Raw genomic sequence first — 24,061 nt, 5'->3', positions numbered from 1 at the left:
TTTATGGGGGCAAGGAAAGAGCGAAGCGCTTAAAGCTGGAAGTTGAAGCGGTAGGTGGCCGAGAGGCCGAACAGGAACTGGTTTTTGGAGCCGCGCTCGTTGACCAGCGAGGAATCGGCGGCTGGTCCGAGCAGGCGCTGATATTCGCCGAACGCGCTGGTGGTGATGCGGTCCGTGGTTTTCCACGTGATTGCAGCGCCGATGCCTGCTGATTTAAGGCCGCTGCCTGGTTTGTATTCGGTGAGACCCGAAGCGACGGATTCCTGAGCGGAAACGCCATAATAGGCGTCAAAATAATCGGCTGAAGCAAACGAGACGCGTGGGCCGGCGGAGACGCGGATCGCGGGTGTCAGGTCCGCGAATGCGTCAAGCGAGACATCGCCGACGATACCTTCGTGGCTGCGGATGCCATGGCGCACTTCACCGCGCAGGCGCAGCCAGTCGGTCGGATAGATTTCGGCGAACGCGCCGGCTTCACCGCCGAAACGAATTGGGTCAAGGCCGCGCAAGTCGTCTTCATCTTCGCTGTCGCGCTCGAAGATGATCTTGCCGGCAATGCCCGCGCGAAAAGCGCCCGTGTCCAGCAGGGCAATCGAGATGTTGTCATTGCGTGAACTGAAGCGGGCCTCGGGGCCGACCTTGCCAAGCGAGACCAGCGGCGAAAAATTCATGCGGTAGGTGTTGTCGCCATCAAATCGCGGGGCCACAAACCCGGCGCCACCCAGCGTGAGATACCAGTCGCCGTGGACCCAGCCGAAAAGGCCCTCGGCCGAAGCCTGCGGCGCCAGCGCCATGGTGAGTGCGGCAGACAGAGTAAGAAGCCGGAGGCCGGATTTGATAATCATGGAAACCTTTACGCAGAACACATGGCCTTCGCCACCATAAGCTGTGCGTGCTCGCAGTAAATAAAAGTTTAACCACCACCGCGACGTTGATGTGCGCCAGGGAAGAAATGGCGCTGCATAGGCCAATCAGGCGAAGGCAATCTCGCGATCAAGCGGGGTGAGAGGCGAGACGGCGGCTAAAAGCGCCCTCGCCTCCTGCTCATCGCGCTTCATCTGCGCAATCAAAGGCTCCAGCCCATCGAATTTTTCCTCGCCACGCAGGAAGCCGAACAGCGAGACCTGACAGACCTCGCCATAGAGATCGCCTGAAAAATCGAAGACAAAGGTTTCAAGCAACGGCGCGCCATCATCTTCCACGGTGGGCCGGCGGCCGAAGCTGGCGACGCCATTGTGGACGCTGCCATCGGCGCGGCGCAGCTTGACGGCATAAATGCCGTGGCGCAGGGCAGTATTGGCCGGCAGCGCCATGTTGGCCGTCGGATAGCCGAGTTCGCGGCCGAGCTGGCGGCCTTTTACGATTTCGGCTTCGACCGTGTAGCGATAGCCCAGAAGGCCCGCCGCCTGCGCGACATCTCCCTCTTCCAGAAGCGTGCGGATGCGGCTGGAGGAGACGATTTCGGCACCCTCGTCACGAAACGCATCGACCAGAGTGACGCCAAACCCATGGCGGGCGCCTGCCTCCATCAGGAAGGCCGGGCCGCCCTGCCGGTTCTTGCCGAAGTGAAAGTCAAAGCCGGTGACGGCATGGCTGATACCCAGCCTCTGCTCGAGGATGGCGGTGACAAATTCCTCGGCGGAATGGCCGGCAAATTCGCGCGTAAATGGTTGTTGCACCAACGCGTCGAAGCCGAGCGCCTGAACCAGCCTGGCTTTCATCGACGGCGGCGTGATGATGAAGAGCGGCGTGTCCGGCTGGAACACGGCGCGCGGATGCGGCTCGAAGCACAGAACCATGGCGGGCACGGATTTTTGTCGTGCTTGTCCCAGCGCGCGCTCCAGCACCGCCTGATGGCCGCGATGCACGCCATCGAAATTGCCAATTGCCACGACGCCGCCTCGCAACGCTACAGGCAGGTCGGCGGTGTCGGTGCTGTGGACGAAGCTCACGGTTGAAGCCTTACCGCAGCCTTGGGATAACGGCGACGGGATTGTGGCCGCGCTCGGCGAGGAAGGCGCCAAGCTTTTCCAGATCAGGGTCGAGAGCGGGACCATAATCAGCCGCGTGGATGCCGCCTGATACGTAGAGCACATCAATGCCGTTGCGTTCGCCGCCGGTAACATCTGTCAGCGCGCCATCGCCAATGGCCAGCGCTTGCCTGCGCTCGACCGGACGGCCCAGAACTTCCGCCGCCGCCTGAAGTGCTGCTTCATAGATCGGCCGGTGCGGCTTGCCGGCAATCAGTGTTGTGCCGCCGAGCAGACCGTAATCGCGGGCGAGCGCTCCGGCGCAATAAATCAACCGGTCGCCCTTTTCGACCACGAGGTCGGGGTTGGCGCAGATGAAGGGCAGATTGCGCGCGCGCAGCCTTTGCAGCAAGTCGGCATAATCTTCCGGTGTTTCACTATCGTCATCGGCAAAGCCGGTACAGACAACCGCCCGCGCCTCAAACTCCTCGACCAGTTCGACGTCGATGCCTTCGTAGATGGATTTGTCGCTCTCCGTGCCGATGTGGAAAATCAGCCGTGGCGCGGTGCGGATCAGTTCCTGGGTGACATCGCCCGAGGTGACCACACGATCCCATGCGCTGCGCGGGACGCCGAGCACATCAAGCTGCGCCTCTACGGACCCGTGCGGACGCGGCGCATTGGTGATGAGCACCACAGCGAGGCCCTTGTCGCGGGCGCCCGACAGCGCCGCACTCGCCTCCTCGAAGGCAGATACGCCATTGTGAACGACGCCCCAGACATCGCAGAGAAGAACGCCATAACGGTCGGTCAGATCATTGAGGGAACTGATCATCTTGGGCGAAGTCGGCATCTTGTCCCCCTTGTCTGGCAAAAGCGCCCCCGCTTAACCCAAGCCGCATGGTCTGTCACCGGCTTTCGCTTTCTTGTGCGCACCTGAGTCACGTCGCGACCCTCCAACCGCCATGGCGATCGGTTAATGCGTGGTAAACATGCAGTTCGCGTTCGGATCGAAATCAGAACCGGGGCTTAACGAATTTCTGCAACAGTGCAGGCCTGTTATCGGGCTCGGCAGGGGTGCTTTTGCAATGTTTCGCAGATTTCTGAACGACACACGCGGCAATTTCGCGATCATTACCGCGATTTCCATCGTTCCTATCATGGGCGCTCTGACGCTCGGGATCGACTATTCGGAAATGTCGCGTCAGCGGCAGCTGATGATCAATTCGCTTGATGCGGCGGGTATCGCCACGGCCAAACAAATCATTTCCGGCGGAAACGAAGCCGCCCTGACGAAATATGCCAATGATTTTTTCCAGGCCAACCTCTCGAACGCTATCAAAGTCGCGGATACGGCGCTGAACGTTGAGTTTCCATCGGCACAAACTGGCGGTGGCACGCTGAAACTGTGTTCCGACCTTATCTATCACCCCTATTTTGCCCCGGTTTTTTATAAGTTGATGGGCAAGGGTGAGGATCAGATCAAGTTTAATGCGTGCACCAGCGTTCGACTGAAAAACACGATTGAAGTCGCCCTCGTTCTCGATAATTCGGGCTCGATGGACTACCTGGGCAGTGGCTCGACCAAGAAACGCATTGACCTGTTGAAAACTGCCGCCAGCGACTTGGTGGACAATATTGCCAAGGAAGGCGAGGCGCTGAAACAGGTCGTTAATCCTGTGCAGTTCGCGCTGGTCCCATTTGCCGCTTCGGTCAACATTGGATCTGCCAACAGATCCAAGACATGGATGGATTTAGAGGGCACTTCGCCAGTTCACCACGAGAACTTTAACTGGGCCACGATGGTGGGGAGTAACAGCCCCTGGTCGAATAAAAAGGTGGAGCAAGTCGGTGCTGCGTGGAAGAAGGTGGGTACCGGGTGGGGTACAAGTAACGGCAAGTTTGCGACGCGGTTTTCCCTTTATGACGATCTTGGCCTGACTTGGGATGGCTGCGTAGAGGCCCGACCGAATCCGCTCAACGTCACTGATGAAACACCGTCCGCGAGCAAGCCGGAAAGCTTGTTCGTCCCGATGTTTGCGCCGGATGAAGCCAACTATGTGAAGAACCAGAACTGGTACTATTACAATAGCTGGCGCGAGGACTATTCCGCAGGTGGCGACTCGAAGGCGCGGCAATCCGATATGCGCAAATATTTCACAGGGTCGACCTATGACAGTGATGGCCCGAACTATTCCTGCTCAACCAAACCGATCACACCACTTACCAATGTCACCACGGGGTCTGGCAAAGACGATATCAAGAAAGCGATCATGGCGATGCAAGCAGGGGGCAACACCAACGTGCCGGAAGGCATGGCGTGGGGTTGGCGGGTGCTGTCGAGTGGTGCACCGTTTACCCAGGGGCGCCCGGATGCAGAGCGCGGCAATGACAAGGTGGTGATCGTTTTGACCGATGGCGCGAACACCTATGGTGAGACTTATAGCGGCTATGACCGCGTCCCCAATCGGTCCTCCTACGCCGCCTATGGCTATGCAGGCGTGCCCTACAACAAAACCGAAAAGCCACGCATCTTCAAAGGCACCAGCGCTAGCTCAACCGATTTCCGAAAAGAGAACTTCAACACCGCGATGAACGCCCAGTTTGCGCAATTGTGCGTCAACGCCAAAGCGCAGGGGCCTGGAAACAAGCCCAACGTCATTGTGATGACGGTTGCGCTGGACCTTTCGAGCAGCGACCCGGATGAAAAGAAGCAGATTGCCGCGCTCGAGGAATGTGCATCCTTTTCGCGAATTTCGGCGAGCAGGAAACTGTTCTGGAACGCTACCGGCAAGGATCTGGATAAGGTTTTCCAGGAAATCGCCAACGAACTTTCCAACCTGCGCATCGTGAGCTGATCGGTCGGAACTGGCGCAACGCTTTGTTGCGCCAGACTATTGCGTGCCGCGTTGGTGCGCCGCATCTTCGCTGTCCAAAGCTGCCTCAGCGGGGGCCACTCATGCCGGAACTTTCCAATATCGTCGCGTTCGCGCTTATCGCGCTTGGCATGGTGCTGACACCCGGCCCTAACATGATCTATCTGGTGTCGCGCTCGATCTGCCAGGGGCGGGTTGCGGGCATGATCTCGCTTGGCGGCGTGGCGCTGGGATTTGTTGTTTATCTGGTTGCGGCAGCTTTCGGCATCACCGCGCTGCTGATGGCCGTGCCGTTTGCCTATGACGTGCTGCGCCTGGCGGGCGTTGTCTATCTGTTGTGGCTTGCCTGGCAATCCATCAAGCCTGGCGGACGTTCGGTCTTTCAGGTTCATGTCCTTAAACCTGACCGCCCGAGACGTCTGTTTGCTATGGGATTGATGACGGCGCTGCTGAACCCCAAGATCGCGGTGCTCTATCTATCGCTCCTGCCGCACTTCATCGACACCAGCCGAAGCCTGCTGCCACAACTTTTCATCCTGTGTGGCGTCCAGATTTCCATCAGCATCATCTTCAACATGATCTTCATCGTCATCGCTGGTACGCTTGCCGCATTTCTGGCTGGCCGCCCGTTCTGGGCGCTGGTGCAACGATGGCTGATGGCGACTGTGCTGGCAGGGCTTGCGCTCAAGATGGCAACCGAAGCGCAGCGGTAGTCGTTTGTTGTGGTCGTTCTGGTAGCGAACTTTGGCACAACACTGTTTCGGAACATCACCAGACGCTCACGTTGCGATGCAACAAAAACGTTTGAAAAACTGTTGAGTATCTGCGAGCGTGCCTCTTGTCCTTGGGTAAGGTAGATTCAGAACAATCGGTCCACTGCTTTATCCAAAGGTTGACTTTGAATCGTGGTCAAACAACAAGGCATCGCGACCAGCTAGGCTTCCGTTACGGAGCATGGAGACTTAGCCGGTCGACTAGCGGATTGCTCGAACCTTCAAACGTGTGGGTCGCGGCTATTGGGCGGTGTAGTTGTCAGCGGCGTGGGGTTTTGTGACTTCCCCTGACGTCGGAGGGGAATAGATGTCTTTAGCACGCCATGTTTTCCATAGAGCGGTGAGATTCATGCCGCTGCTGGTTTTTCACTACCCTAAGGTTTTAGCGGCAGCTCTTAACTGGAGAAACTTAACCTACAAAAAAACTGTCCTTGCAGAAGTCTCGGGAACGGCCACCTATAATTCTGGCCGTTTTGCGATTTTCGTTATGTGGCAGAAACATCAGACGCCGTGGTACGTCTGGAACGCGTTGAACGCGCTCAACGAAGCGCAAGCAAACGTGGTTCTGGTCGTGAACCACGAGCTTTCCCAGGACAGGATGAATTCACTCCTGCCACACGTCTCGACAATTCTTTTTCGTAACAACGCCGGAATGGATATCGGCGGGTACAAGGATGCGACAGCGTTTATAACACGCACCGCCAAGCCTGAAAAAGTGGCTTACCTCAACGACAGTGTATATTACTTCAAACGTGGCTTATCGCGGGTCATCACACGTCTTTTCGAGAGCCCTGCAGACGTCGTTGGCGCTTTCGAGAATTGGGAAATCAGGTACCATCTCCAATCATTCTGTGTTTCATTTTCTGGTCGAATGTTTGCATCTGAGCCATTTCAAAAGTTTTGGAAGAAATACCTCCCAGTAAACTCTCGAGTATGGGCGATAAACCGTGGCGAAGCCATTCTCACTAAAAAGATTTTGCAAACAACCAACGAGATCGATATCGTTTTTCGCCTCTCCGATTTAAGCTCTACCTTGGAAACATTTAACGACAAAGAAGCAAAGTCTTGGCCATCTTTCTTGCCTGCTACAATTCGACCCCAGACCCAGGAGGTAAGATTTCTACCAGCGACCGAGATCGCAAATCTCGTCTCCCATAGGGCAGCAACGCGGTCACCAATCCATACCGCAGGCTTACTTTTTACAAAGTACATGGAAAATCCATTGATGAAGCGGGATTTGGTTTATCGCATGCAGTTCGACGCTCGGGAGGTTGAGCGCCTTTTGGACAAGGCCGGAATCGACGAAGGCCGTGAACATATTTTCACGGAGATCAGAAAAAAAGGGATGGGGAGTCAGTTGGATTTCCTGGACAAGATAAAATTCTCTGCAGGCATAAAATAGCGATGCAATTGCTATATCTGTACTGGAGAGAAAACAGGCGCACGACCCTATAGTGGTTGGCATTGCTCAAGCAGTTTTTGTGCCTACCGCTTCCGTGTGATGGGCGGGAACAAGCGCCCGCCATCAGAGCGATGGCTTGAAGTCGCTGGCGTAGGAAACCATCAGCGAATGTTGACAGGTTATCCGCCTCCAACGTGATTACCGCATTCGGTACGGAAATCGAGATCAGCGTGGCGAATGCCAAAGTCGTCAGGAGCACCAAGCCGAGCCGATTTCTCGGCAAGGAAAGGAAGCAAATGGCGTTTCCGGGTACGAGTTTATCGTCAGGTGTTCTTGACTCCGCCACATCCGAAGACTATCTCCACGCCACGATTAGCACTCCTTTGTTGTGAGTGCTAACCGAGTCCGGCCTGCCGGACAGAGGAACCTTCAAATCCCAATCGAGGATATCTAATCATGGCTAAATCGAAGTTCCGCCCGCTTCATGACCGCGTGGTCGTTCGCCGGGTCGAATCTGAAGAGAAGACCAAGGGCGGGATCATCATCCCGGATACCGCCAAGGAAAAGCCGCAGGAAGGCGAGATCATCGCTGTCGGTTCAGGCGCACGCGACGAGGCCGGCAAGCTGGTTCCGCTCGACGTCAAGTCCGGCGACCGCATCCTGTTTGGCAAGTGGTCCGGTACCGAAGTGAAGCTCGATGGCGAAGACCTTCTGATCATGAAGGAAAGCGACATTATGGGCATCATCGGCTGAGCCGAGCCCTTCATCCGCACCATCAATTCGAATTCGGGCTGTGAGCCCAGGAGCACAAAATGGCTGCTAAAGAAGTAAAATTTTCCCGCGATGCCCGCGAGCGCTTGCTGCGCGGCGTCAATATCCTTGCTGACGCTGTTAAGGTAACGCTTGGCCCCAAAGGCCGTAACGTTGTCATCGACAAGTCGTTCGGCGCACCGCGCATCACCAAGGACGGCGTCACCGTCGCCAAGGAAATCGAACTGGAAGACAAGTTCGAAAACATGGGCGCACAGATGGTGCGTGAAGTTGCTTCCAAGACCAACGACATTGCAGGCGACGGCACCACGACCGCTACCGTTCTTGCCCAGTCGATCGTTCAGGAAGGCCATAAGGCAGTTGCTGCCGGCATGAACCCAATGGACCTCAAGCGCGGCATCGACCTTGCTGTGTTGGAAGTTGTTGCGTTCCTCAACAAGACCACCAAGAAGATCAAGACCTCCGAGGAAGTTGCCCAGGTTGGCACCATCTCGGCCAATGGCGAAACCGAAATCGGCGAGATGATTGCCAAGGCAATGCAGAAGGTCGGCAACGAGGGTGTCATCACCGTCGAGGAAGCCAAGACTGCAGAGACCGAACTGGAAGTCGTCGAAGGCATGCAGTTCGACCGCGGCTACCTGTCGCCTTACTTCGTCACCAACCCAGACAAGATGGTTGCTGACCTGGAAGACGTCTACATCCTGCTGCACGAGAAGAAGCTCTCCAACCTTCAGGCGATGTTGCCAGTGCTCGAGGCTGTTGTTCAGACCTCCAAGCCACTGCTCATCATCTCGGAAGACGTTGAAGGCGAAGCTCTTGCAACGCTGGTGGTCAACAAGCTGCGTGGCGGCCTGAAGATTGCTGCCGTCAAGGCTCCTGGCTTCGGCGACCGCCGCAAGGCCATGCTGGAAGACATCGCGATCCTGACCGGTGGCCAGGTTATCTCGGAAGATCTCGGCATCAAGCTTGAGAACGTGACGCTCGCCATGCTTGGCCGTGCCAAGAAGGTGTCGATCACCAAGGAAAACACCACCATCGTCGATGGCGCCGGCAAGAAGGCCGAGATCCAGGGCCGCGTTGGCCAGATCAAGCAGCAGATCGAAGAGACCACGTCGGACTACGACAAGGAGAAGCTGCAGGAACGCCTGGCGAAGCTCGCCGGCGGTGTTGCCGTGATCCGCGTTGGCGGTGCGACCGAAGTCGAAGTGAAGGAAAAGAAGGACCGCGTCGACGATGCGCTGAACGCCACGCGTGCAGCCGTTGAAGAAGGCATCGTTCCTGGCGGTGGCGTGGCCCTGCTGCGTGCTTCGCAGGCCATCAAGGCAACAGGCGTCAACCCTGACCAGCAGGCCGGCATCAACATCGTGCGTCGCGCCCTGCAGGCTCCTGCCCGCCAGATCGCTACCAACGCCGGTGCAGAAGCTTCCATCGTTGCGGGCAAGATCCTCGACAACAAGGGTGCTACCTACGGCTACAACGCCCAGACCGGTGAATATGGCGACATGATCGCCATGGGCATCGTCGATCCGATGAAGGTTGTTCGTACCGCACTGCAGGATGCTGCATCGGTTGCCGGCCTCCTCGTCACCACCGAAGCCATGATTGCTGAAGCTCCTAAGAAGGACGCCGGCAATGGCGGCGGCGGAATGGGCGGCGGCATGGGCGGTGGAATGGGCGGCATGGGCGGTATGGACTTCTAGTCCACGCTCCAAAGCTCAGACATCAAGGAAAGGGCGGCCGCAAGGTCGCCCTTTTTCTTTGGCTTGCACGCGTGAGCCGTTCAGACGCTGCGAAGCACCGTCATACCCTTAGCTGCGAGCCCCGCAACGCTGGCTGCCGATGTGTGCTGCACGACAACCAGCGTGCCTATTTCATCAGCGGCTGCGATGAGGCAAGGCGACACTGCCCCCAGCTTTTCGGAGGTTGCGAGCACCACTGTTTCGGCGGCGCGCGACAGCAATGCGCGCTTGACTGCCGCCTCTTCCATGTTGCCGGTGGTGAGGCCGTGCTGGGGGTGGATGCCGGTGATTCCAAGAAAGAACAGATCGGCGCGGATGCGGCTTAACTGCTCGACTGCCAGTGCGCCGACGGTCACCATGGAATGGCGGTAGAGGCGACCGCCGATGACCAGCACCTCGACTGCCGGGAATTCTTCCAGGGCCACAGCGATGGTGGGACTATGGGTAATGGCGGTGAAGGCAAGCGCGGCTGGCAAATGCCGGATGATCTCAAGATTGGTGGTGCCGCCATCGAAGATGACGGTCTGGCCGGGCTTGATGAGACCTGCTGCGGTACGGCCAAGCCTTGCTTTGGCGTCACTTTCCATGGAACGCCGGGCGGTGAGATTGGCAACTGTTGGCGAGGCTGGAAGCGCGCCGCCACGGACGCGCTGGAGCTTGCCCTCGGCGGCAAGCTCGCGCAAGTCGCGCCGGATCGTGTCCTCAGACAGAGATAGTTTTTGGCTGAACTCTCGCGCGATGACCTGACCCTCGCGGTGCAGGGTTTCGAGGATGAGCTGTTTGCGTTGGGTGGTAAGCATCTATCTGCCTTGTGCACGAACATGCACGCTATTGCACGAAATTGCGCGAACTGCTAGAGGCCGCCTTCCTTAAGGAGAGTGTGTTCATGTTGATGCGTAAAAAGCCTTTGATGATCCTGATTGCCGGCCCATATCGCTCCGGCACTGGAGATGACCCAGCGAAGATGGCCGACAATCTGGCGCGATTGGAAGATATTGCGGTGCCGTTGTTTCGCGCCGGGCATCTGCCGATGATCGGTGAATGGGTGGCACTGCCGCTTGGCAACCGCGCCGGATCGACCGGGGTCAGCGATCCGATCTATGACGAATTCGCCTATCCGGTGGCGGATCGCCTGTTGCAGCATTGTGATGCGGTGTTGCGATTGCCCGGCGATTCGAAGGGGGCCGACGAAGATGTGCGGCTGGCGCGTGAGCGCGGGCTTGCCGTCTATTTTGATCTTTCAGAAGTACCTGCCGCCTGAGATCATGGCCAGAACGCGCAATGACGTTCCAAGGAGATGCGGAATATGAGACCGCATTTTCTTGCGAGCGCAAAAAACACCCGTACACTCCGCCCCGCCTGACAGTTCGTCACGGCGGGGAGCACTGTATGGAAGAGTTTTTGCTGTTTGCCCTTGTGGGGTTTCTGGCGCAGAGCGTCGATGGGGCGCTGGGCATGGCCTATGGTGTCATCTCATCCACCACGCTGCTGGCCTTTGGCGTATCGCCGGCGCATGCGTCGGCTGCGGTTCACAGCGCCGAGCTTTTCACCACCGCTGCCTCCGGCTCGGCGCATCTTTACCATCGCAATATCGACTGGAAGCTGTTCTGGCGGCTGGCTCCATTCGGCATTCTGGGCGGTAGCCTTGGTGCCTATGTTCTGACCTCGGTTGACGCATCTGCGATGAAGCCGGTGGTCACAACCTATCTGGCGCTGGTGGGCGCATGGCTGATCCTGCGTTCCTTCCGCGCCATTCCCTCCAAGCCGGTGCCTAACCTCGTCGTGGCCCCGCTCGGCGCAGTCGGTGGCTTTCTTGATGCGGCGGGCGGCGGCGGCTGGGGGCCGATCGTCACCACCGGACTTTTGGGCGCAGGCGGTGCGCCGCGCTATGTGATCGGCACCGTCAATGCCAGCGAATTCCTGATTACGCTTTCGGTCTCGCTGACCTTCCTGATCGCCATCCTGACCGGGCACTGGGAAGATGTGGGTGACCTGACACAAAACCTTTCGGCTATCGCCGGCCTGATCGTTGGCGGCGTGCTTGCTGCTCCGCTTGCCGGTTCGGTGGTAAAGCGGATGCCTGCCACCATTCTGCTGAGGCTGGTGGGTACGCTGATCATGCTACTGGCTGGATGGCAGAGTGCTCAGTATCTCGGCTGGGCGTAAGTTTCTGGCGCTGCAATGCCCTTACGGAACCCTATTCGGTCGGCGCCGTTGTGCTTCCTGCAACATAACATCAGGAGTTGGACATGGTGAACAAGGATCAGGTTAAGGGCGTCGCAAAGCAGGCCAAGGGTTCGGTCAAGGAAGCCGTTGGCAAGGTGACCGGCAATAGCAAGACGGAAGTCAGCGGCAAGGCTGACAAAGTTGAGGGCAAGGTTCAGAAAACCGTTGGCGATGCCAAGGAAAAGGTCAAGAAGGCGCTCTGATCCGTTCAGGCGTTTTGAAGTCCGAGAGGTTGCTGCGCCGGGAACGGGCAGCAACCTCTTTTTTTACGCGCCTGCCGAGGGCCTCGCATTTCTCCACACCGGAGATGTTTGATTGTATAAGTGGTCAATGTCCTATCCTCAGTTCGACAACAGTTATATCCACCTGCCGGACCGGTTTTTCGCCCGCGTCGACCCTACGCCGGTGGCAACGCCACGGCTGATCCGGCTGAACTCCGGGCTTGCCGAAGAGCTTCGCCTTGATGCCGGATGGCTTGCCAGTCCGGTGGGCATTGACATGCTTTCCGGCAACCGGCTTCCGGACAATGCCGAGCCGATCGCGGCAGCCTATGCCGGACACCAGTTCGGCCAGTTCGTTCCGCAGCTCGGCGACGGCCGCGCCATCCTGCTCGGCGAGGTCATTGACCGTGATGGCGCGCGCCGCGACATTCAGCTCAAGGGGTCGGGGCCGACGCCGTTCTCTCGACGGGGCGACGGGCGTGCGGCGCTGGGGCCGGTGCTGCGCGAATATGTCGTTAGCGAAGCGATGGCGGCGCTTGGTATTCCGACGACGCGGGCGCTGGCGGCGGTGACAACCGGCGATACGGTGGCACGAGAAACGCTGTTACCCGGCGCTGTGCTGACCCGCGTCGCATCCAGCCACATCCGGGTTGGTACGTTTCAGTTCTTCGCCGCGCGTGGCGATGTCGAAGGGGTGCGGATTTTGGCCGACTATGTCATCGCCCGGCATTACCCCAACGCGGCTGAAAGTCCTGAGCCTTACCGTGCGCTGCTCGACGCGGTCATTGCGGCGCAGGCTGATCTCGTCGCGCAGTGGTTGTTGGTGGGCTTTATCCACGGCGTGATGAATACCGACAACATGTCGGTGGCCGGCGAGACCATCGACTACGGCCCTTGTGCGTTCATGGACACCTACGACCTCGGCACCGTCTTCAGCGCGATCGACCAGAACGGCCGATACGCCTATGGCAACCAGCCGTCTATCGCCCAGTGGAATCTGACGCGGCTGGCAGAAGCACTGCTGCCAGTGCTAGCCGAAGACCAGGATTCTGCTGTCGCCCGGGCGCAAGAGGCGCTCGATGTCTTTGCAACACGGTTCAAGACGAAGTTCCACGCTGGTATGCGGCGCAAGATCGGTCTGGTTACCGAGCAGGATGGCGATGTCACGCTGGTGCAGGACCTTTTGAAGATCATGGCCGAAAACGGGGCTGACTACACTCTGACCTTCCGGCGCCTCAGCGATGCGGCAAGCGGTGCCAAGGGCGACAAAGCGGTGCGAAGCCTGTTCGGCGATCCCACCTCTTTTGACGGGTGGGCTTCGAATTGGCGACAGCGGCTCGGGCAGGAGCAGCAGGACGACGATACGCGACGCGCCGCCATGAACGCGGTCAATCCAGCTTACATTCCGCGCAACCACCAGATCGAGGCGATGATTTCAGCCGCCGTGGAGCAGGATGATTTCGGCCCCTTCGGGGAACTGATGGAGGTTTTGTCGAGGCCGTATGAAGACCAACCGTCCTTCGCGCGCTACGCCGAACCGCCGCAGCCGCACGAACGCGTGCTGCAGACTTTTTGCGGGACGTGATTGCGGCGGAGGGTGGCAGGCAATGCAATGCAGGCCCTCAATTTGGCATGTGTGATCCGCATGCGGTCATAGACGGGCCGACGCTGTTCAAGCGGCCCACTCGACCCGCTCAGCGCAGCTATAGGAAATGCGCGAACTGCCTAGGCGTGCCCGTTGTGCCTTTCCGCCTGTAGGTCAATGCAGCGCGCAGGCACAGCATGAGCGGATCGCGGGGCAAGGGCTTTGTGCTCGGCATTATGAGGGCGCGGTTGCCCTCAAAGGTGAATTCGTCGGCGAAATGCATTCTGAATGAACAAACAAGTGTCGTTTTGCAGTTGAACAGTACGGCGCAGTCTTTTGGTGCCGATCTGACAACCCCCAGCCTGATCGTCGTTCCACTCCTGCCTGCTTCATTCCGATAGGCAGGCTCGCCCCATTTGAGCGATTCAGTCAACGGGCTGACACCCTCTTCGACAGCCGCTGCGAAGATCATAGTTCTAATCTGCATGAGACGTATCCGCACCGATGACGGAAAACGCGACAGTGCCTCGACGGTCGAAGCTGGAACCGCTGGAGCATTCATGTCACTGCCTTCAATGGCAGGTGGATATCGGTTCTCAACTCGGCTTGCGGCACCTCGCGAGGGTCGTTGAGATAGGCTTCGTAAATCGGTGCTTCGTCGGGTTCGTAGCCGGACGCGGGTAGCCAAGCGCCCAGAAGCCATCGATATGCACCCCGCATGTCGGCATAGGGACCGGTATAGCTCAGCTTCGCGTAGAGACCGCCCCGCAACATTGTCTCCACGAGTGGCATGTCGATCACCGAGCTAGCGACAGGAATGCAGGCACGCGAGCGCAGGTCCTCTTCCGCACCAAGATCGGGATCGTCGAAAAACACACCTATCATGGCTGGTTCGGTGGGCAGAGCCTGACGGGCGGCAAGTTCGGTGAAAAGCCGTCCCATGGCGTGATCGATTTCCATATAGGATCCCTTGTGGTCGATCCCAGCGCAGCGCAGTGGTGGTAAGTCCTCCACAGACACCGAAAATGCACGTTTATCGCCGGTAGAGTTGGCAACCCGGAACACGGCATGAGATCCCTTTTCGCGATAGACGGATGGGCTCATGCCGAATGCATCCTTGAAAGCCCGCCCAAAAGTATCCCTGAACTGTAGCCAGCGCGAAGGGTGATTTCTCCGACCTCAAGATCGGAATTTGCCAAGCGATCCGCGGCGCGCTGAAGCCGCAGCCGACGCATTGTCGACACGATGGTTTCTCCGCGCATCGCCAGATAGATCCGACTCCAGTGATACGAAGAAAGGCAGGCGACTTCCGCCAGCCTGTCGAAAGACACATCTTCTTCAAGATGGGAATAGACGTGGTCCATCACCCGATTGAGGCGATCATTGTAACTTTCCTGGGTCTGTCGTTTCGGCATGAAATCCCCTTTTGCCTTGAAGTCCAAGGAGGATATTTGCACTACGAAGGCAGGCAAATCCTGCGGAATTGACGATGATTACAGAGCAAAGGCGACGTCCGCCTCGAATGCTGCTCCGCAAATGCGCAACGGCGCGGGGTCCTGCGCGGTCTTGGCCATCGACATAGCGCCCGAATACAGCGCTACAGCCTTGAGGGCGAAATCCGACGCAACATTCGAGGCGGGTTCACGACCGGCCTGCTGGTCGGCCACAAAAGCCTGTTCAATCGCGGCCTGCCACTGCCCAAAAATGATGTTGAACGCGATGCGAAAATCAGGGTCTGCCAGAGACAGTTCATGCGCCAGATTGTTGAGCGGACAACCCCGCACGAACTTCTGCGCTTCAAGCTCGGCTGCAACAGTGGTGAAGACTGTGCGCACGCCCTCGCGGGCTGACCGGGCCTCGTGGATTGGGACGATCCATGTCTGGCGGACTGCCTGAGCGATGCGCTCCCCGATTACCGCAAGCCCGATGGCTTTCTTGGTGGGAAAATGGTGGTGAAGCGCGCCGCCGCTGACGCCTGCCGCCTTCATCAGGTCGCCGAGGCTGGTGGCGTGGTAGCCCTGCGACTGAAATGCCTGTTCAGCGACATCCAGCACTTTGTTGCGCATTCCCTGCGGATCATTGGCGCGCTGTTTTCCCATTTCTCTAGATGCTCCCGTGGCGGGACGCCCTTCACTTGTCAGGAGCATCACGCGGTACATCGATAGCAGGTTGACAAAACAGGGCAACCGGTTTGTTTATAACAGGGTAAATGCCCTGTTATGGAGTGAGCTATGGAAACCTCTGCCCTACCCGTCGCGGCTATGCGTCACCAGCATGTCGTCGAGTTGCGGCGGTACAAACTCCACACCGGCCGACGCGAAGCGCTGATCGAGCTGTTTGACCGGGAACTGGTGGAGCCGCAGGAAGATTGCGGGATGGCGGTGCTGGGGCAGTTTCGCGATCACGGGCAACCGGACCATTTTGTCTGGCTGCGCGGCTTTGCCGATATGGAAGCGCGGCGCGATGGGTTGACCCAGTTTTACGGCGGGCCGGTGTGGGATGCACACAAGGACGCGGCCAATGCGACGATGATTTCGTCCGATGACGTGCTTCTGCTACGCCCGGCGTGGGAGGATGCTGGTTTTGATCTGACGGGTCATAATCGTGCGCCTGTGGCGGCCATTCAAAGCGTCCCGGCAACCGCGTGGCTGACCACCACCCACTACGTACGGCCGGCGGATGAACAGGCGTTTGTCGATCTGTTCCACAAAAAGGCGGCGCCGCTGTTATCCGCACTCGGCGCCGAAATCGCCGGTGCTTTTGTGACTGAGCATGCGGAAAACAACTTTTCCCGGTTGCCCGTGCGCGCCGAGGAAAACGTGTTCGTCTGGTTCTCGCGGCTTGCCAGCACTGCCGCTTTGGACAAAGTTCGCGATGCGCAGCATCACTCGCAAGAGTGGTCGGAACTGGCCATGAAACTGGAAGGCCTGTGTACCCGTGCGGCGGAGACCAGCGGGCTTCAGCCGACGGCGCGGTCGCTCCTGGCATAGACAAACACCGTGCCGGTACGCCTGAACCGATTTGTATCCGGCTGGCCGGCATTCTTTCCTTGATGCCAATTGTGCAACGCGATAGGCCGGTGCCAATCAATCGGAGACATGCCGTGAGCGCTCAAAAGACCAGAACCGAAACCGATACATTCGGCCCCATCGAGGTTGCCTCGGATCGTTACTGGGGCGCGCAAGCACAGCGCTCGCTCGGCAATTTCAAGATCGGTTGGGAAAAGCAGCCGCTTTCAGTGGTTCGCGCGCTCGGTATCGTCAAGCGCGCCTGCGCGGAGGCCAACACAGCCCTTGGCCGTCTGGACCCAAAGCTCAGCCAGACCATCATTGCCGCCGCGCAGGAAGTGATTGACGGCAAGCTCAATGATCATTTTCCGCTGGTCGTGTGGCAGACGGGATCAGGCACGCAGTCCAACATGAATGCCAATGAGGTGATCTCCAACCGCGCCATTGAAATGCTGGGCGGCGAGATGGGTACCAAGAAGCCTGTTCACCCCAATGACCATGTGAATATGAGCCAGTCGTCCAACGACACCTACCCGACCGCCATGCACATTGCCTGTGCCGAGCGCGTGGTGCACGATCTTTTGCCGGCGCTCAAGCATCTGCATGCAGCGCTGGATGCCAAGGCGAAATCGTTCGACCACATCATCAAGATTGGCCGCACCCATACGCAGGACGCAACCCCGCTGACGCTCGGCCAGGAATTTTCCGGCTATGCGGCGCAGGTCGCGTCCTCGATCAAGCGCATTGAACTGACCCTGCCCGGCCTGATGGAACTGGCACAGGGTGGCACGGCTGTCGGCACCGGGCTGAACGCACCTGTTGGCTTTGCTGAAAAGGTGGCAGATTGCATTGCTGAAATCACCGGCCTTTCCTTCACCACAGCGCCCAACAAGTTTGAAGCCTTGGCGGCGCATGATTCGATGGTGTTTTCGCATGGCGCCATCAATTCGGCAGCGGCGGCCCTGTTCAAGATCGCCAATGATATTCGCTTTCTCGGCTCCGGCCCGCGTTCGGGCTTGGGCGAACTTTCGCTTCCTGAAAACGAGCCTGGCTCTTCCATCATGCCGGGCAAGGTAAACCCGACCCAGTGCGAGGCGCTGACGCAGGTTTGCGTGCAGGTGTTCGGCAACCAGACAGCCATAACCGTTGCGGGCAGCCAGGGACATTTTGAGCTGAACGTCTACAATCCGTTGATGGCCTATAATTTCCTGCAATCCGTGCAGTTGCTCAGCGATTCCGTGGTTTCGTTCACCGATAATTGTGTGGTTGGCATCGAGGCGCGTGAAGACAATATCAAAGCCGCACTTGATCGCTCGCTGATGCTGGTAACCGCGCTCGCGCCGACCATCGGCTATGATGCGGCAGCAAAAATCGCCAAGACCGCACATAAGAACGGCACGACACTGCGTGAAGAAGCGCTGGCGACCGGCTTGGTGAGCGGCGCAGACTATGACCGCATAGTGCGACCAGAGGACATGACGCATCCGGGGTAACTTTGTGAATGTAATACTTTCCGTCTACGATCAAACGGGAGGATAAAGTGCTCGGCAGATCGCACCACTGGATTGTATCAACATGGTATCAGCTCCCGCAGGCTTACCACTCGCGGGCCAAGCTGGAGCAAGGAAAATTCTCTCCTGGTTCGAGCCAGCCCAACATCATCAGCAGCCTTTTGTCGGGTCCTGCATGGGATGACGCGCTTGTTGAGGACATCAACACGCGGAAAAGTTCATCGCGCAGAGGGCTCAAGCTTTGACTGCCAACGCCTCGTTTAGGTGAACGCTGCGTATGCAATTTGGCGGGTATTGTGAACGATTGAATTCGCATAGAGATACGCTCCAAACATTTTCAACGGAGCCACCATGTCGAACAATTCTGCCCTCATCCTTCTCGGTCGTATCCTGCTTTCCATCATGTTCATTCTCGCCGGCTTTTCCAAGCTGATGGGCCTTGCCGGCACGGCTGGCTTTTTTGGAAGCCTGGGCCTGCCCGCACCGATGATCGTTGCTGTTCTGGTGGGACTGCTTGAACTGCTAGGCGGCATTGCCATTTTGATCGGCTTCCAGACACGCATTGCCGCCCTTGCGCTCGGCGTATTTACGCTGGCTGCAACTGCGCTGGCGCATATGAACTTTGGCGATCCGATGCAGGTTTTGCTGCTGCAGAAAAACCTCGGCGTGGCCGGCGGCTTCTTCATTCTGGCAGCTGCCGGTGCTGGCCTCTATTCGGTAGACGCCAAGCGCGGCTGAACCTTTTAGTTGCTTGTTTTACGTGACGGCGGCTCTGAGAAGAGCCGCCGTTTCGTTGAGAAGCGCCTGATCCTCGCTGTCACGCGCGCACAGGGAAGCCACCAGACAGGCCTGTGATTTCAGGATCACCCCGTCTTCCAGAACCTTCAAATGATTGGCGCGCAGGGTCGAGCCTGTCGAGGTAATATCGACAATCACATCTGCCGAACCGGCAGCGGGTGCGCCTTCGGTGGCACCAAGGCTTTCGACAATGCGATAGACCTGAATGCCATGCTTGCGCGAAAAGAATTGCTGGGTAAGCCGCCAATATTTGGTAGCAATCCGCAGACGCCGCCCATGACGCTGGCGAAAATCTGCCGCCACATCATCCAGATCCGCCATTGTATCAACATCCAGCCAAATATCAGGCACCGCCACCACCACATCCGCGTGGCCGAACCCCAGACGCGCGACGATTTCCACGCGGGCTTCCCAATCGGGAATGGTTTCGCGCACCAGATCCTCGCCTGTGACGCCCAGATCCACCCTGCCCTGCCCGACCTCATTGGCGATTTCGGATGCCGACAAGAACGCCACCTCGATGCCGGGACGCGCGGGGATGGTGGCGCGGTACTTGCGCTCGTCATCAGGCAGCGTCACTGGCAGGCCGGCACGGGCCAGCACGTCCAGCGCCTGTTCTTTCAAACGCCCCTTTGAGGGCAATGCCAGACTAATGCTCATTGCGCGCGCTCCTGCAATGCGGCCACGCGGTCCAGCCAGACAGAAAAACCAACACCGGGGATGGGCTTGGCTGCGCCCAGAAGCGTCAACAACCGGTCATAGCGGCCACCACCGGCCAGAACCTGCGTTTCGCCTTGCGCCATCACCTCGAAGACAAGGCCCGTATAATAATCCAATGGGCGGCCAAAGGCGGCATCATAATGAACAATGTCCATCGACAGGCCATTTTCAGCAATGCGTTCGGCACGTGCCGAAAAGCGCTGCAACGCGCCACCGAGTGACAGGCCTGCATCTGCCGCAAAAGCCTCCAGCGCATCATTGGCCTGTGTGAGCGGCACGCGGATTTCCAGGAAGCGTTTCAGCGCATCCAGTGCAGTATCAGCCAAGCGCACCGAGCGCAGTTCTGATTTCTGGATAAGCCTGCGGGCAATTTCTTCCGGCGAACGCCCGGCTGCCTGCGACAGGCCAGAGGCTTCCATCGCCTCGCCAATATGGGCGGCCAGCGCAGCCATATCGCCTTCCATAACCAGTGCTGCCGCCACATCATCCAGCGCAGCGACAACTGGCGGATTGGCAAGATCTGCCAATGCACCCGATAGCGCTTCTGGCGAACCAAAGGCACGCGCCAGGCGCATCTGCCAGCCACGCGGCAGGCCAAGGGCGGCAAGTACCGCCTCAAAAATAGATTGATCGCCCAGTGTCACAGCAAATTGCTGTCCGGGCAATGCAGTGCGCAGCACTGCGCAGGCATCGGCCACAGAGCGCGCATCGGCAGCGGCGATATCGGTTTCGCCAAGATCCTCAATGCCTGCCTGAAAGAACTCATTGCCGCCTTCACGGCGCTGGCGAAACACTTCGCCCAGATAGCCATAACGGCGCGGTGTGCCCGAGCGGCTTTCAATATGGTCGAGGCAGACCGGAATGGTGAATTCTGGCCGCAGGCAGAGTGCAGCGCCCGTTTCATTTTCGGTGAGGAAAATGCGGCGGCGCAGATCTTCGCCCGCCATGTCCAAGAACGGATCGGCCGGTTGGATAATGGCCACATCCACCGGCTGCGCATCGCGCGCGGCAAACAGCGCCAGAATGTCCGGTGCAAAAGTCGGGTAGCGGTGGGTCATCGGGCGCCTTGGCCGTCGCGGTCGCGCGCTTGCTCCGCCAAAATGCGACGCACGGTCTCCACCAGTTCGGCCTCAGGCACGGCTATTTGCGCCACACGCGCCTCACGCCATTCCTCATTGCTGCCAATCTCTTCGGAGAGCTTTGCGCCCTCAATCAGATCCTTGATGAGAACCTTGCCTTCGCCGCGTTCATCACCGCCCTGAATGATGGCAATGGGGCAGCCACGACGGTCGGCATATTTCAGCTGGTTGCCAAACTTCTTCCAATTGCCCTGATACATTTCGGCGCGAATACCGGCATTGCGCAGTTGTTGCGTGAATGCCTGATATTTGGCCATAGCCTCGGTGCCGCCCTCCATGACGGTGACGAGAACCGGTGCCAGTACGGGATTATTGCCCAGTTTGCCCAGATTTTTAAGCGCGGTTGCAAGGCGCGACACGCCGATGGAAAAACCGGTGGCTGGCACTGGCTGGCCCCGAAAGCGCGACACCAACCCATCATAACGCCCACCGCCGCCAACCGAGCCGAAACGCACGATCTCACCCTTTTCATTGGGGATTTCGGCGGTGAGTTCAGCTTCAAAAACGGGACCGGTGTAGTATTCAAGGCCACGGACTACGGAGGGGTCGATCAGGATGCGGTCGGTGTCGTAGCCGGCGGCGCGGCAGAGATTTTCGATTTCGCCAAGCTCTGTCTTACCATCGGTAAAGAGCTGACTTTCGATGGCACTGTCCTTGCCAGCGACGTAATCCAATACGAGTTGCGCTTTGAGTTCATCCAGTCCGGCGCCGGGTGTAAAATCTCCCTCGCCTTCCTTGCCGCCATCCCAACGGCCGGGGCCGAGAAGAAGCACAATGTCGCCCACCGGGAACTTATCCAACTTGTCGATGGCGCGCAGTACAGTCAGCTTCTGAGCGTCGCTTGAAACGCCGATCGCTTCCATCACGCCGTCGAGCACCTTGCGGTTGTTGACGCGGATGACGTAATCGCCGCGGGCAATGCCGAGTGCTTCCATCACATCGGCCATCATCATGCACATTTCCGCATCGGCGGCGACGGAAGGCGCGCCGACTGTATCGGCGTCGAACTGCATGAATTGGCGGAAGCGGCCTGGACCCGGCTTTTCGTTGCGGAACACCCAGCCCGCGCGGTAGGTGCGGTAGGGCAATTGAATTTCGTTGAAGTTTTCAGCCACATGGCGCGCCAGTGGCGCGGTCAGGTCATAGCGCAGGCTCATCCACTGGTCGTCATCATCCTGAATGGAAAACACGCCCTCATTGGGCCTGTCCTGATCGGGCAGGAATTTTCCCAGCGCGTCCGTATATTCCAGCATCGGGGTTTCAATGGGGTCAAAACCATAGCGCTCATAAACGCTGCGGATTTTCTCCACCATCTCATTGACGGCGCGAATATCATGCGGCGTGCGGTCGGCAAACCCACGCGGCAGGCGTGCCTTTGTTTTTTCGGATTTTCCGGCCATGGTTTTTGTCGCTTTGTTGCTTGGCGCCTTGCGGCACTTTTTCCTCGCGCGGTGTAACCGAAGGGGTTTGCCCCGGCAAGGTGGGAGGTCAGGAAGGCCGTTTGAACGCCGCGCGCTCTGCCTCTGCCTCCGCCTGGCAAAAGCAGCCTTCGATATGATCGTTGACCATGCCCATGGCCTGCATGAAGGCATAAACGGTGGTGGGGCCAACAAAACTCCAGCCGCGCTTTTTCAGTGCCTTGGAAATGGCGGTCGAGATTTCCGTCGAGCCGGGGATGGAGGCGCGGGTGATTTTGGCTGGCCGGTCCTTTGGTTGGGGCTCGTAGCTCCAGAAGAATGCCGCCAGCGACCCGAATTCTTTTTTCAGTTCCAGCGCGCGATTTGCGTTGTTGATGGTGGAGACAATTTTGCCGCGATGACGCACAATGCCGGCATCGGCCACCAGCCGGGCGATCTCGGCATCGCCGTAGACGGCGGCTTTTTCCGCATCGAAATTGTCGAAGGCGGCGCGGAAGTTCTCGCGCTTGCGCAGGATGGTCAGCCAGGAGAGGCCGGACTGGAAACCTTCCAGGCAGATCTTCTCAAACAGCCGGCGGTCATCCATGACCGGTCGGCCCCATTCGGCATCGTGGTATTGCTGGTAGAAGGGATCTACACCCGGCCAGAAGCAGCGGAATTTTCCGTCTTCGCCTTGGATCAGATCGGGCTCTTGTTCGCTCATGGTGGCGCATTCCCATTCGTTAACGGGAAAAACCACCCGATTTACGCGCGCTTTACCAGATTCCTGAAGGCGGCGGTAACCACACCAAAAGCTTTCCTGACATTTGCGCATTTTAAGCACCCGGATTCACCTTTCAGTTGCTGCCAGCAGACAAGCTGATATGGAACCGACCAGCCTTTTCCGGGTTGGTGTGTGACATTGGAAGGGGTGTTTATGAGACGCAATTTTTTATGGGCCGGAGCGGCCGCACTTCTTATTTTCGGCGCAACTGGCGCGCAGGCGACTGAGCGCTATGGCCAGCGGCCACCGGTGGTGGTGAGCCCTGATCTTTCAGCACCGTGGGTGATGCAGCTTGGCCGCACGTCGCAGCGCCAAAAGCAGCGCAAATATCGCGAGCGCAGCGCACCTGTCGCCGTGATGGCACAGCCTTCGTTGCGCGAGGTTCGGCGCGTCTATCGGCAGCCAGCGCCTTCCAGCTTCCAGACCGTGGGTGCCCGCGCACCTGCTCGCCGGGAGATCCAGCCACAGATCAGCCCGATGTATCTGCCGCAGACTGTCGCCTACAATAGCGGTGAAAAGCCCGGTACGATCGTTATCGATACGACACAGAACTTCCTCTACCATGTGCAGGCGGGCGGCAAGGCACGGCGCTACGGCGTTGGCACCGGCAAGCCGGGTTTTGAGTGGGCTGGCACCCACAAGGTTACCCAGAAACGCCAATGGCCAGATTGGCGCCCGCCCGCAGAAATGATCGCCCGCGAACGCGCCAAGGGCCGCATTCTGCCCGCCCATATGGAAGGCGGCCCAGAAAACCCGCTCGGCGCCCGCGCGCTTTATCTCGGCTCCACACTCTACCGCATCCACGGCACCAACCAGCCATGGACCATCGGCGGCGCGGTATCCTCCGGCTGCATCCGCATGCGCAATGAAGATGTGAGCGAATTGTACAATATGGTGAAGGTCGGCACGAAGGTGATTGTGCGCTAAGACATATGACCGTTTGGCATGAAACAACCCGGCTTCGCGAGAGGCCGGGTTTTTTGGTAGAGGCACAGTTTGCAATTGATCCGCAGGAGCTTCAGGCGCACTCTTGCTGTATCCAACCGGCTATAAAAAATTACCCCGGCCGCGTGCCTAGGGCAGAGACGGTACCGGGGTTTACAAGCGGATATATACAATTAAACTGCACGAAAATCAAACG

Annotated in this window: 24 protein-coding genes; 13 read left to right on the top strand and 11 right to left on the bottom strand. The window is 58.4% G+C overall.

Annotation, left to right across the window (positions count from 1 at the left end):
* Nucleotides 1–29: 29 nt before the first annotated feature.
* The 3 genes from GA830_RS08965 to GA830_RS08955 all read right to left on the bottom strand — a co-directional run bounded on the left by GA830_RS08965 (nucleotide 30) and on the right by GA830_RS08955 (nucleotide 2,823).
* Nucleotides 30–845: a MipA/OmpV family protein gene (locus GA830_RS08965; protein ID WP_195164678.1), complete on the bottom strand. Its 816-nt coding sequence runs from the start codon at nucleotides 843–845 to the stop codon at nucleotides 30–32.
* A 126-nt stretch (nucleotides 846–971) separates the two neighbouring features.
* Nucleotides 972–1,952 carry a bifunctional riboflavin kinase/FAD synthetase gene (locus GA830_RS08960; RefSeq protein WP_258045626.1) on the bottom strand — a complete coding sequence of 327 codons (981 nt, stop codon included), beginning with the start codon at nucleotides 1,950–1,952 and terminating at the stop codon, nucleotides 972–974.
* Nucleotides 1,953–1,962: 10 nt separating this feature from the next.
* Nucleotides 1,963–2,823, bottom strand: a complete 861-nt coding sequence (locus GA830_RS08955; protein ID WP_195164676.1) for a TIGR01459 family HAD-type hydrolase — start codon at nucleotides 2,821–2,823, stop codon at nucleotides 1,963–1,965.
* Between the two features lie 235 nt (nucleotides 2,824–3,058).
* Here GA830_RS08955 and GA830_RS08950 point away from each other — a divergent pair, with 235 nt between their 5' ends.
* The 5 genes from GA830_RS08950 (at nucleotide 3,059) to groL (ending at nucleotide 9,492) form a co-directional block, all read left to right on the top strand.
* A complete protein-coding gene (locus GA830_RS08950; protein WP_195164675.1) occupies nucleotides 3,059–4,828 on the top strand; it encodes a TadE/TadG family type IV pilus assembly protein in 1,770 nt (589 codons plus the stop codon).
* Nucleotides 4,829–4,929: 101 nt separating this feature from the next.
* On the top strand, nucleotides 4,930–5,559 hold the full coding sequence (locus GA830_RS08945; RefSeq protein ID WP_195164674.1) for a LysE family translocator: 630 nt from the start codon (nucleotides 4,930–4,932) through the stop codon (nucleotides 5,557–5,559).
* A gap of 409 nt (nucleotides 5,560–5,968) precedes the next feature.
* Nucleotides 5,969–7,021, top strand: coding sequence for a rhamnan synthesis F family protein (locus GA830_RS08940; RefSeq protein WP_195164673.1), 1,053 nt, complete (start codon nucleotides 5,969–5,971; stop codon nucleotides 7,019–7,021).
* Nucleotides 7,022–7,477: 456 nt separating this feature from the next.
* Nucleotides 7,478–7,774: a co-chaperone GroES gene (gene groES, locus GA830_RS08935; protein WP_195164672.1), complete on the top strand. Its 297-nt coding sequence runs from the start codon at nucleotides 7,478–7,480 to the stop codon at nucleotides 7,772–7,774.
* 59 nt (nucleotides 7,775–7,833) lie between these two features.
* Nucleotides 7,834–9,492, top strand: coding sequence for a chaperonin GroEL (gene groL, locus GA830_RS08930; RefSeq protein ID WP_195164671.1), 1,659 nt, complete (start codon nucleotides 7,834–7,836; stop codon nucleotides 9,490–9,492).
* 80 nt (nucleotides 9,493–9,572) lie between these two features.
* Here the strand turns inward: groL and GA830_RS08925 are convergent, their stop codons facing one another.
* On the bottom strand, nucleotides 9,573–10,331 hold the full coding sequence (locus GA830_RS08925; RefSeq protein ID WP_195164670.1) for a DeoR/GlpR family DNA-binding transcription regulator: 759 nt from the start codon (nucleotides 10,329–10,331) through the stop codon (nucleotides 9,573–9,575).
* Between the two features lie 107 nt (nucleotides 10,332–10,438).
* On the opposite strand from GA830_RS08925, the gene GA830_RS08920 reads away from it, so the two are divergent.
* From GA830_RS08920 to GA830_RS08905, 4 genes are all read left to right on the top strand, one after another.
* Nucleotides 10,439–10,792: a DUF4406 domain-containing protein gene (locus GA830_RS08920; RefSeq protein ID WP_195164862.1), complete on the top strand. Its 354-nt coding sequence runs from the start codon at nucleotides 10,439–10,441 to the stop codon at nucleotides 10,790–10,792.
* Between the two features lie 128 nt (nucleotides 10,793–10,920).
* A complete protein-coding gene (locus GA830_RS08915; protein ID WP_195164669.1) occupies nucleotides 10,921–11,697 on the top strand; it encodes a sulfite exporter TauE/SafE family protein in 777 nt (258 codons plus the stop codon).
* An 83-nt stretch (nucleotides 11,698–11,780) separates the two neighbouring features.
* Complete coding sequence (locus GA830_RS08910) at nucleotides 11,781–11,960, top strand: CsbD family protein (RefSeq protein WP_195164668.1); 180 nt, start codon at nucleotides 11,781–11,783, stop codon at nucleotides 11,958–11,960.
* Nucleotides 11,961–12,087: 127 nt separating this feature from the next.
* Nucleotides 12,088–13,563 carry a protein adenylyltransferase SelO gene (locus tag GA830_RS08905; RefSeq protein WP_195164861.1) on the top strand — a complete coding sequence of 492 codons (1,476 nt, stop codon included), beginning with the start codon at nucleotides 12,088–12,090 and terminating at the stop codon, nucleotides 13,561–13,563.
* 558 nt (nucleotides 13,564–14,121) lie between these two features.
* On the opposite strand, the gene GA830_RS19960 is transcribed toward GA830_RS08905, so the two are convergent.
* From GA830_RS19960 to GA830_RS08895, 3 genes are all read right to left on the bottom strand, one after another.
* Nucleotides 14,122–14,667 (bottom strand): AraC family transcriptional regulator, encoded by a 546-nt coding sequence (locus tag GA830_RS19960; protein ID WP_258045624.1) that lies wholly within the window; start codon nucleotides 14,665–14,667, stop codon nucleotides 14,122–14,124.
* Nucleotides 14,664–14,978, bottom strand: coding sequence for a helix-turn-helix domain-containing protein (locus tag GA830_RS19955; RefSeq protein WP_258045623.1), 315 nt, complete (start codon nucleotides 14,976–14,978; stop codon nucleotides 14,664–14,666). The genes GA830_RS19960 and GA830_RS19955 overlap by 4 nt, the downstream gene beginning before the upstream one ends.
* A gap of 78 nt (nucleotides 14,979–15,056) precedes the next feature.
* Nucleotides 15,057–15,662, bottom strand: a complete 606-nt coding sequence (locus tag GA830_RS08895; protein WP_258045622.1) for a TetR/AcrR family transcriptional regulator — start codon at nucleotides 15,660–15,662, stop codon at nucleotides 15,057–15,059.
* Nucleotides 15,663–15,794: 132 nt separating this feature from the next.
* Here GA830_RS08895 and GA830_RS08890 point away from each other — a divergent pair, with 132 nt between their 5' ends.
* The 3 genes from GA830_RS08890 (at nucleotide 15,795) to GA830_RS08880 (ending at nucleotide 18,820) form a co-directional block, all read left to right on the top strand.
* Nucleotides 15,795–16,553, top strand: a complete 759-nt coding sequence (locus GA830_RS08890; RefSeq protein ID WP_195164667.1) for an NIPSNAP family protein — start codon at nucleotides 15,795–15,797, stop codon at nucleotides 16,551–16,553.
* A 113-nt stretch (nucleotides 16,554–16,666) separates the two neighbouring features.
* On the top strand, nucleotides 16,667–18,064 hold the full coding sequence (gene fumC, locus GA830_RS08885; protein ID WP_195164666.1) for a class II fumarate hydratase: 1,398 nt from the start codon (nucleotides 16,667–16,669) through the stop codon (nucleotides 18,062–18,064).
* A gap of 369 nt (nucleotides 18,065–18,433) precedes the next feature.
* Nucleotides 18,434–18,820, top strand: coding sequence for a DoxX family protein (locus GA830_RS08880; RefSeq protein WP_195164665.1), 387 nt, complete (start codon nucleotides 18,434–18,436; stop codon nucleotides 18,818–18,820).
* Nucleotides 18,821–18,838: 18 nt separating this feature from the next.
* Here the strand turns inward: GA830_RS08880 and hisG are convergent, their stop codons facing one another.
* From hisG to GA830_RS08860, 4 genes are all read right to left on the bottom strand, one after another.
* The gene (gene hisG, locus GA830_RS08875; RefSeq protein WP_195164664.1) at nucleotides 18,839–19,540 is read right to left on the bottom strand and encodes an ATP phosphoribosyltransferase; all 702 of its coding nucleotides are present in this window, start codon (nucleotides 19,538–19,540) and stop codon (nucleotides 18,839–18,841) included.
* A complete protein-coding gene (locus GA830_RS08870) occupies nucleotides 19,537–20,658 on the bottom strand; it encodes an ATP phosphoribosyltransferase regulatory subunit (protein WP_195164663.1) in 1,122 nt (373 codons plus the stop codon). Before GA830_RS08870 ends, hisG begins: the two co-directional genes overlap by 4 nt.
* Nucleotides 20,655–22,139 (bottom strand): histidine--tRNA ligase, encoded by a 1,485-nt coding sequence (gene hisS, locus GA830_RS08865; RefSeq protein ID WP_195164662.1) that lies wholly within the window; start codon nucleotides 22,137–22,139, stop codon nucleotides 20,655–20,657. Before hisS ends, GA830_RS08870 begins: the two co-directional genes overlap by 4 nt.
* Before the next feature lie 88 nt (nucleotides 22,140–22,227).
* A complete protein-coding gene (locus GA830_RS08860) occupies nucleotides 22,228–22,860 on the bottom strand; it encodes a DNA-3-methyladenine glycosylase I (RefSeq protein WP_195164661.1) in 633 nt (210 codons plus the stop codon).
* Nucleotides 22,861–23,073: 213 nt separating this feature from the next.
* Between GA830_RS08860 and GA830_RS08855 the strand changes: the two genes are divergently transcribed.
* Entirely contained in the window at nucleotides 23,074–23,847 is a 774-nt protein-coding gene (locus tag GA830_RS08855) for a L,D-transpeptidase (protein ID WP_195164660.1), read from the top strand.
* The last annotated feature ends 214 nt before the right edge of the window (nucleotides 23,848–24,061 follow it).

The sequence above is a fragment of the Mesorhizobium sp. NBSH29 genome (assembly GCF_015500055.1).
Lineage (GTDB): Bacteria > Pseudomonadota > Alphaproteobacteria > Rhizobiales > Rhizobiaceae > Neomesorhizobium.
This window is presented reverse-complemented; position numbering and strand designations above follow the sequence as displayed.